The organism is Marinomonas polaris DSM 16579 (assembly GCF_900129155.1).
Classification (GTDB): domain Bacteria; phylum Pseudomonadota; class Gammaproteobacteria; order Pseudomonadales; family Marinomonadaceae; genus Marinomonas; species Marinomonas polaris.
The window spans coordinates 1-7,374 of the sequence record NZ_FQVF01000039.1 but is presented as its reverse complement, the minus strand read 5'-3'; the positions used below and the strand labels follow the sequence as shown (position 1 = coordinate 7,374).

The window sequence follows — 7,374 nt, the reverse complement described above, 5'->3', positions numbered from 1 at the left end:
TGCGTCTTGTACGATTTTTCATATAGTCACCTGTCTAGTTCTGAGATGCATCTTAACATCCCTAATCAGGTGGCCAAATTAACTATGCCACTACACATATACCCAAAAACAATAAAAATAATATAAAAATAAACGCAGGAATTTTTTTACCAGAACGGCTTATCCCTTCATCAAAATTAGACGCCACCCTTCCTATAATAAAAGAGAAGGAAATCAAAAATAAAGAAAACGATACTGAAAGAACCATCTCAAAAATAAAAATGAGATGGAAGGATCTAAAAATAGAATAATAATCCAAAAAAGAAAAAACCAAAGCCACCCCAGTGAGCCAACCCGAGACTTTAACAATTAAAGAGTTAAACATAATCATAAATAAAACCAAAACCAAAACCAAAACCAAAACCAAAATAAAACACAGCATTAATTCTATATTTAAAAAATACCACTAAAATCATATTCATATAATCCTACAAATGTAGGGGGATCTAAAGTATCATTATTTTAAAGATTCACAGTAATAAACTGATACCAGCTGCTGTCTAGATGAAACTTGCTTCTTTCGAAGTAGTGAGGAAACATGATCTCTCACTGTGAAATGACTGATACTTAACTCAGAGGCAATTTGTTTATTACTCTTTCCCTCAGCTAAAATCTGTAGAACTTCCTGTTCCCTATTTGTTAGATTCATTACTTTCTCACTGATACATTCAAATTTTTCTTACTACTGAATAAATAGGATCGAGTATCCACTCATAGATTCTTCGTGTGTCCTGTTTAATATCGGCTTCAAGCTGCATCCCAGGGAGTAATGACTGAGAGTTGCCATGAATTTTTATGTATTGGGAGTTTATCGCCACAGTTACTTTATAAAAGTTCTGCCCTTGATCCTGAGAAATTCCATTATTCTGTAGAATGCTAGCAATGTGAGTGGGCAGCTCTTGGAGTGAATATGGACTGCTGGCAATATTCATAATACGGCCTTGTGCCATTCCAAATTTCTGATATGGGTACGCCGCATAACGCAGCGAAACATTTTGATTAAGTTCAATAAATCCGACTTGGCTAGGAGTGATATATAAATGGGCTTGCAGCTGGCTGTTTTGAGGTACCAAACTTGTCATTAACGTATTAATCGCGACTTGCTGACCAACTTGGATATTTAAGCCGGTAATGCTTCCACTAAAAGGTGCTGGTATAATTTGCTTTGATCGCACATCGTTTTCAGCAATGTCCTGCTGCAATAAAGCTAGCCTTTGATCAGCATCGGTAATCTGACGTTGATATTGCTCTTCTTGATCTTGCAGTTCAGCCATTAGAACCAAGCGATCATTTTCTAGCTTGCCTTGATTTCGTATAAGGGTTTGTTTCTGGCTAGCTAATACCAGCAGCTCCGCCTCTGCATTTTGTAGTTCGAAATCCGCAACATGCCCTTGATCATGTAATACTCGTAAACGGCTGAAACTCTTTTCAGCTAACATCACCCTTCGCTCTAGTAAATCAATCTCAGCTTCAAACTGCGATTTCTCCAATCTCATCGAAGAAAGCCGAAGAGCGAGTATTTTTTTCTGGCGAGCAAACCTGGCTTTGGCCTGCTCTTTGTCTTGTTGTATTAAAGACTCTCGTAGTGCCAACGTTTCCGCTAAAAGGTTTTGTAATTCACCAACACTAGAAAAGCGTTCATCAGATACTGTAAATAAGGGATCGCCAACCTTAACCTGCTGATTTTCTTGAACCTTCACAGCTAATACCTGCCCCTGTATTGGTGCAAGGACTCTAAGCACTCCATAATTCGGGACTAAAATACCGGGAGCACTCGCTTTCTGAGTGTGAGTACCAAATAACGTAAACGCTATAACTAGAATCACTAGCAATAGAGCGACGAATGCGATCCAGATGTAGTTGGCAGGCTGATGAATAAGCACTTGCCCCATATGAGAGCGATGCTTTTCATTCAGTACTTCTTGCCTGAATAGAGAAGGGGTTGATTGATTATTTGTTTTATCCATAAATACTATTTACTAATGACATCCTATCAATTGCGATAGTCTTACATAAATAAAATGATAATAGAACCCATTACCATTTAAGGTGGCCGTATAGATCTGATAGAGCTGACGTTAGGCACGCTTGTACAAGAATCAAGCAACGCGTATTGAAAATGGTTAAAAGGCGATAATTTCTTTAGTTGCAGCTTGCTCTTTCAGGGCAATGCTCAAACCTTAATGACAAAGAATAAAGTCATAAGAAACTTTGAGTTTGATTGGGAAGGATTGCTCGCAGATCACATTGGCGACTTATCTGCAGCCGCCTTGGCTCGCCGACTTCGCGCTCAATGGTCTTGGGGCAAAGAACTAGACAACTTCGTCGATGAAATGGAACGCTTCGGCACCTTGATTTATCGTGCTGAAGATTAGTTAAAAATAATTATCAAATAAAACATGATTTGCTCGTCAACTTCATAACGTTAACGAGCAAATCATTAAACGTTAGCTTTGATCCGCAACCTGATACTGCGCTAATGCTTTTGTTACCTTTTTCAGATATACCCTAGTTTCGTTGTAAGGTAAATCGATTACTAGACGTTGGTAAACCTCATCTGATGACAAAGTATTAATTACATCGATGGCAGGATTCATTACCTTACGACGCTGTGGATGAAACACACTCGCAACGTTTCCTGCTCCTGTATTGTAAGCCGCGATAATACAATACAATCGACTTTTCTCATCTTTAATATCTTTAAGATATCGAGTATCAAGTAAATGAAGATAACCCGCCCCAAAGCCTATATTGTCCTTAGGTTGAAATAGCAAGGAAGCTTCTGGACTAAGGTCTTTATTATTAAGCGCTTGGTTCACATCAAGCCCCGCAGAATTCGGTACTATTTGCATTAAACCAAATGCAGGGATAGGAGACTGAGCAAGTGGATTAAAACTAGATTCTGTCTGTGCAATAGCCAGAATAAGGTTTTTATCTACATCGTATTTTTCACTCATCGTAACTGCAGAGGGAATATATGGCGATGCCCGTTTCAAAAAAACATTCTCAGGCAAACCAATGCGCACTCGATTTATACGTTTGCTTGTGGCACTTTCTTGAAATTCTGACTTAGTCTTGCTCTTTTCTATTGTATTGGATACAGGAGAAATAATAGCGACATCTGTTTCTTTGGTTTCATTTTTCGTAAGACTGCCCAGTGAACTATTATCACTTATGCTGTCTAGCAAAGAGCTGGATGCTTGAGTAATTTTTACTTGAGACAAAACTGGATCATTTGCTAACGCTTGATTAACCGAGGTATTTTGTAGCGCTAGTAATGCTTTCTCAACATTTGGAGACTCATCACCAAGTGACTCAACAATGATTTCATTGTTTTCGTAATCCAAGACAGTTCGCTGCTCAAGATCATCACTGTAAACAACATACTGGTGCTGTCCGGAGAGTTCTGTTTTATCTCCCCACTTACCTGTTACCTTATTTTTAAACGCCATGTAACGGGCTTGGTATTGCTCTTTAAAGTCTTTATAACCTGCCTGACGGCTTGCTTTCCACTCTTCATAGCTACTTGCTCCAGCAGAAAAGGAACTAAAGCACAGACAAAATAATACTAATTTAGAAAATTTTTTCATGTTAGGCACCAAAAAAAGGGGCTACGAATAGCCCCTTATATTTTACTTACCGCTCAATTCTTTACGGATTTGTTCAAGTGTTTTATCACTCTCATCCTTTAAAAACTGGCGATATAACTCAGGAGAATCGTCATTTAACGCGGTATTAACTAGGGCATCTATGTTTTCACCATAGGCTGCTTTATTCAGCCCAACCAATACATACATATTGCCTTCTGGACTTGTTTGAGTGCGATAAATACGAGACTTAGTTAACGTCATTGTTGCTAATGTTTTCTGAATTCGTTCAGAAATATCAGCGTTTGTATTACCTTCTTCTGTCTGACTATCAGTTGTAAGCCTAGATAAACGAGTGTTTACTTCTGAAGAAAAATATCCCGCTAAACGAGAGCGAGCTTCTGTCGTCGCAACATCAGTCATCATTCCAGGTCCAGAAGATAACTTTCTAGAGTAGCCAACAGCTTGAACTTCAAGTTCATCTACTGGTTGATTACAAACCCAACTCGGTGCTGTATTACTAGGGCTATCAGGATATTTACATTCCTCATAACTAAGCTTTGTAGATTGGATAGAAGAACACCCAACTAGAGCAACAATAGAAAAAGTCAAAACACTTACTGTTAGTAAATTCATCATTGTATCCCTATCTTAAAAGCTCGGCACTTTTACGCATGAGCCAAAAACTTCATATTCGCCAACGTCACATTTACCATGATCAAGTTTCGCGATGTCTCCGATTTTCAACTCATTAATCAACTCTTTATCATCGACGTATACATAAGCACCTTGAGCATCGATACCTTCAGCAATGATTTCACCTTCACCTAACAAAGATTTTTCAATACGCACTTCATTGGTAATTGGGGTTATGTGGCTTTTCTTACGGTAAAATTTAACTGCAGCGCCTTTCATTGCTCCAGACTTTTTAGCAATCGTGACACGGAAAAGAGATTTTGAAGCATCTGCATTGTCTCTACGTTCAACAACATAAGCTTCTGGAGCCAAGTCATTCAATGTCTCACCAGAACCAGATTTAACAGCATCACTCAATGCGTTAGCCATTAATCCATTTGCTGAAGCTTCAGTAATTGGACAATTAGATCGATTGGTATCAGTAGAAAAACTAGATGAACCTTCATATTCGTACGTATTAATTAGCTCCATTGATGGAATTTTATACGCGCGGACATACATTTGCGCTTTGCTAGAGAAAGAGCACGATGCATCAGTTTTATGATTTTTGCCTTTTTTATCAGTCCAATAGCTCGCTTCACTGAACTTCGAACCGTATTTAACACTAGCAATCTTTGTCATGATCACAATATCAGCAACTGCTGGACCAGAAGTACGGAATTTCCCAGATGTTTCAGCAGCTAGCAACTCATCTTTCAATTTAGCGGCTAATGTGCGATCTACTACGGTATTACCCGACTTTAAAAGACGCTGAGATATATCATCATAAACTTCGTTAGCGAATACTTTATCGTTGCTGCTAGCATACTCTACAGGAGAGAGAATGATTTTATAGCCATGGCCGCTCATTTGAGCTTTTAGCTCTTCCGGTGTGGGAGCCATTATTGCGTGCTCTGCAGGAACTGGCGTAGTATCTTTTGGCTTTAAATTACCTCCAATACAGCCAGTAAGCAGAGTTGTGCTAACAAGTGCAGCGGCTAATAAGATATTTTTTTTGAACATGACTAAGACTCTATTTATTTAGTTTCCATACCGAAGATCTTCCAAAGACCTTCACCCTTTATTTTCTGTACTGCCATTGAAAGAGTGGCTTTTTTTCCGACATCCAAGCCGGACACAGAAGATGCACTTATGCTCCAGTGATCAGAAGAAATATCACCGGAGTTATCAGTTAAAGTGCCAGAGAAGTCCATTTTGACTATGCTCTCGCCGAATAATACTTTTGAACTAAACTTGGTGTCATAATTAATGACAAGATCACATTTCTTGCAGCCACCGACTCTTAATTCTTGGGATAAAAGCTCTGCTGTTATGGCTCGATTAATAACTGTCTGGTCACCTTTTATAATCACAGATGGCTTATTTTTAGAGATCGCATTACTAAGTTGCTGAGAAAATTGCGCACCTTGGTCTACACCAGTTAAACCAGATATTAAAGACGCTAACCTATCGCCTTCTGCAGCACGAAAGGTAAAAGAGCGAGCTCCCATCCACCATGCAAAACGACCGCTTTGTTTATCAGATAATATTTTCTCTAAGTCATTTTCTATAACTTGTAACTGACGAGACCAATCATTGGCCAAAGCTTCTTTATCCACTCTTACCAAAGTCATTACCCGATGAGATAAGGTTTCTGTTTTAAGAGTTTCAAAATGGCTTAAAGAAACTTTTTCAATTTCAGAGGATAACTGGCGATCAATATAATCAGATGATGAAACTGTCGTTTCTTGAGTACGCCGAGAAAGAGAGGAGCTAATTTTAGTCTGAAGCTTTCCGGCTATATTAGATAATGCTTGCTGATTTGCGGCATTAAGATTTGGTCCTTCTCCCAAGCCATACAGCCACTTAGCGCTATCTTCTGGCGGTGATACCCACCAATCAGGCATGCTAGGCTCAAGCCCCGGTATACTTTGACAAGCGGATAAAAGCAAAGTTAAAAAAACAAGAATCAGTCTATTTTTCATTACTCGCCCTTGAAATAAGCAGCATATTCGTATCGGGTGACTAGCATATCTGCTGCAGTAGATGCATCAATATCACCTATCGAAAAGACATTTGGCTTAATCATTCCTCGCAACTTATTGATTATTTCAGAAGATTGATCCTGTCCTTTTTGAAGCATACTTTCATTCAATAATGAGATTTCGTTTCCGCTCGCCACAGATTCACTATACGACGCACCGTAGCCCACATAGGTGACAAATTGGTTAAAAAACAACCCGGCGCGTCCTAATGAATGACTTTCGAGGTAATAAGTTAAATTGACGTCATCAGAACGAATTTCATCAAAATAAGGGGCGTATTCTGAATAGACAAAACCGCCTAATTTCTTTTCCGAAAAGGGTAGTACAGGATAAAAAGAGTTATCCAAGCTAATAACTTGATAACCTTTAATAGAATTATTTTGAGCAGCAATTGCTAAAATATATTTTGAATCAGGGTAATATCGATACTCTAAATTCTTTATTGTCTGTGATGATTTTATTACAGTAGCAATACCGAATGTCTGCTCGATAAAATTAAGGTTTCCACCGACTTTCACCTTACTAAGGCGTTCTAATTCAATTTTATCTGTAAATTGAGCAATAAAACCTTCATAAACTTCAATAGACATTTGCTTAGTATCAGACCACTGACCAATAGAAAGCATAACAGCAGCGATTGTGAAGATTAAACTTTGAACACGCTTAATGAAACGTGGTTTTTCTGAGGGCACATTATCCATGTGATTAACTTAATTCCAAAGGCTTTTGTAAAGAAAGCGTATTAAACACCAAAAAATATTTACAAAGCAAGAGAAAAAGGCTGTTTTCTTGACATATTATGTATTTTTAAAGTCTATTTATTAATAATAATAAAAATACAGCCCTTTAATTTTTAACATATATGTCTGAAAATAATTTTATAAAAGTCCCTTATAGGATCATCGTTCAAACCAAAACGATCAAAAAACAACCAGCAAATTAATGATTTTTAATGATTTTTAATGATTTTTAATGATTTTTAATGATTTTTAATGATTTTTAATGATTTTTAATGATTTTTAATGATT

Annotated in this window: 8 protein-coding genes; 1 reads left to right on the top strand and 7 read right to left on the bottom strand. The window is 37.8% G+C overall.

The features are described 5' to 3' along the window. Positions 1-496: 496 nt before the first annotated feature. Positions 497-688: a response regulator transcription factor gene (locus BUA59_RS24375; protein WP_100186668.1), complete on the bottom strand. Its 192-nt coding sequence runs from the start codon at positions 686-688 to the stop codon at positions 497-499. A 19-nt stretch (positions 689-707) separates the two neighbouring features. Next, positions 708-2,006 carry an HlyD family secretion protein gene (locus tag BUA59_RS23205; protein ID WP_072842460.1) on the bottom strand — a complete coding sequence of 433 codons (1,299 nt, stop codon included), beginning with the start codon at positions 2,004-2,006 and terminating at the stop codon, positions 708-710. Positions 2,007-2,222: 216 nt separating this feature from the next. Here BUA59_RS23205 and BUA59_RS23985 point away from each other — a divergent pair, with 216 nt between their 5' ends. Beyond that, positions 2,223-2,414 (top strand): hypothetical protein, encoded by a 192-nt coding sequence (locus BUA59_RS23985; protein WP_175550816.1) that lies wholly within the window; start codon positions 2,223-2,225, stop codon positions 2,412-2,414. A 72-nt stretch (positions 2,415-2,486) separates the two neighbouring features. On the opposite strand, the gene BUA59_RS23195 is transcribed toward BUA59_RS23985, so the two are convergent. Genes BUA59_RS23195 through BUA59_RS23175 form a run of 5 tightly spaced genes read right to left on the bottom strand, consistent with a single transcriptional unit; the run spans position 2,487 to position 7,047 of the window. After that, positions 2,487-3,629 (bottom strand): murein transglycosylase domain-containing protein, encoded by a 1,143-nt coding sequence (locus tag BUA59_RS23195; protein WP_072842458.1) that lies wholly within the window; start codon positions 3,627-3,629, stop codon positions 2,487-2,489. Between the two features lie 42 nt (positions 3,630-3,671). Next, a complete protein-coding gene (locus BUA59_RS23190) occupies positions 3,672-4,265 on the bottom strand; it encodes an LPP20 family lipoprotein (RefSeq protein ID WP_084122693.1) in 594 nt (197 codons plus the stop codon). A gap of 12 nt (positions 4,266-4,277) precedes the next feature. Continuing rightward, positions 4,278-5,324: a hypothetical protein gene (locus BUA59_RS23185; protein ID WP_072842456.1), complete on the bottom strand. Its 1,047-nt coding sequence runs from the start codon at positions 5,322-5,324 to the stop codon at positions 4,278-4,280. Between the two features lie 14 nt (positions 5,325-5,338). Next, complete coding sequence (locus BUA59_RS23180) at positions 5,339-6,286, bottom strand: LPP20 family lipoprotein (protein ID WP_072842455.1); 948 nt, start codon at positions 6,284-6,286, stop codon at positions 5,339-5,341. Next, on the bottom strand, positions 6,286-7,047 hold the full coding sequence (locus BUA59_RS23175; RefSeq protein WP_072842454.1) for an ETEC_3214 domain-containing protein: 762 nt from the start codon (positions 7,045-7,047) through the stop codon (positions 6,286-6,288). Before BUA59_RS23175 ends, BUA59_RS23180 begins: the two co-directional genes overlap by 1 nt. Between the last annotated feature and the right edge of the window lie 327 nt (positions 7,048-7,374).

What these genes read in the sequence shown, in the direction of transcription:
- BUA59_RS23175 (WP_072842454.1), bottom strand. Translation starts at nt 7,047, where the DNA reads ATGGATAATGTGCCCTCAGAAAAACCACGTTTCATTAAGCGTGTTCAA.
- BUA59_RS23205 (WP_072842460.1), bottom strand. Translation starts at nt 2,006, where the DNA reads ATGGATAAAACAAATAATCAATCAACCCCTTCTCTATTCAGGCAAGAA.
- BUA59_RS23190 (WP_084122693.1), bottom strand. Translation starts at nt 4,265, where the DNA reads ATGATGAATTTACTAACAGTAAGTGTTTTGACTTTTTCTATTGTTGCT.
- BUA59_RS23185 (WP_072842456.1), bottom strand. Translation starts at nt 5,324, where the DNA reads ATGTTCAAAAAAAATATCTTATTAGCCGCTGCACTTGTTAGCACAACT.
- BUA59_RS24375 (WP_100186668.1), bottom strand. Translation starts at nt 688, where the DNA reads ATGAATCTAACAAATAGGGAACAGGAAGTTCTACAGATTTTAGCTGAG.
- BUA59_RS23195 (WP_072842458.1), bottom strand. Translation starts at nt 3,629, where the DNA reads ATGAAAAAATTTTCTAAATTAGTATTATTTTGTCTGTGCTTTAGTTCC.
- BUA59_RS23180 (WP_072842455.1), bottom strand. Translation starts at nt 6,286, where the DNA reads ATGAAAAATAGACTGATTCTTGTTTTTTTAACTTTGCTTTTATCCGCT.
- BUA59_RS23985 (WP_175550816.1), top strand. Translation starts at nt 2,223, where the DNA reads ATGACAAAGAATAAAGTCATAAGAAACTTTGAGTTTGATTGGGAAGGA.